This window comes from Salinicola socius (assembly GCF_001937195.1).
In the GTDB taxonomy this organism is placed as follows: Bacteria; Pseudomonadota; Gammaproteobacteria; order Pseudomonadales; family Halomonadaceae; genus Salinicola; species Salinicola socius.
Genome location: NZ_MSDO01000120.1, coordinates 1 through 681 on the forward strand (window position 1 = coordinate 1; position 681 = coordinate 681).

1 protein-coding gene is annotated in these 681 nt (G+C 64.9%); it reads left to right on the forward strand.

Annotated elements, in window-relative coordinates:
• Positions 1–681: tandem-95 repeat protein (locus tag BTW07_RS19155; protein ID WP_144077023.1), on the forward strand; the 681-nt coding region annotated here is incomplete at both ends.

Consider the following 681-nt stretch of genomic DNA (forward strand, 5'->3'; position numbering starts at 1 on the left):
TAACGACGGCGGCGTCAGTGCACCCAAGACTGTCACCATTACCGTCACCGGCACCAACGACGCGCCGGTGGCTCAGGCAGGCACGGCCACGACGGAAGAGAACACACTACTGACCGGCCAGGTGCCGGCGGCAAGTGACGTCGACGGCACCATCGCCGGTTATGACCTGGCGACGGATGTCGGCACCGGCAATGGTTCATTGACGTTCAATGCCGACGGTTCCTACAGCTTCACCCCCGGTGCCGACTTCGACGGTCTGGCTGCCGGCGAGAGCCGCGATATCACCTTCAGCTATACCGCTACCGATAACGACGGTGGGGTCAGCGAGCCCAAGACGGTGACGATCACCGTGACCGGCACCAACGATGCGCCGATCGCCGTCGCCGATACCCGGACCACCGGCGAGAACACTGTGCTGACCGGCCAGGTGCCGGTAGCGACCGATGTCGATGGCACCATCGCCGGTTACGACCTGGCGACGGATATCGGCACCGGCAACGGCAGCCTCAGCTTTAATAGCGACGGCAGCTACAACTTCACGCCGGGCACCGACTTCGACAGTCTGGCCGCGGGCGAGAGCCGCGACGTCACCTTCAGCTACACCGCCACGGACAATGACGGCGGCGTCAGCGCACCCAAGACCGTCACCATCACCGTGACCGGCACCAACGACGCCCCGGT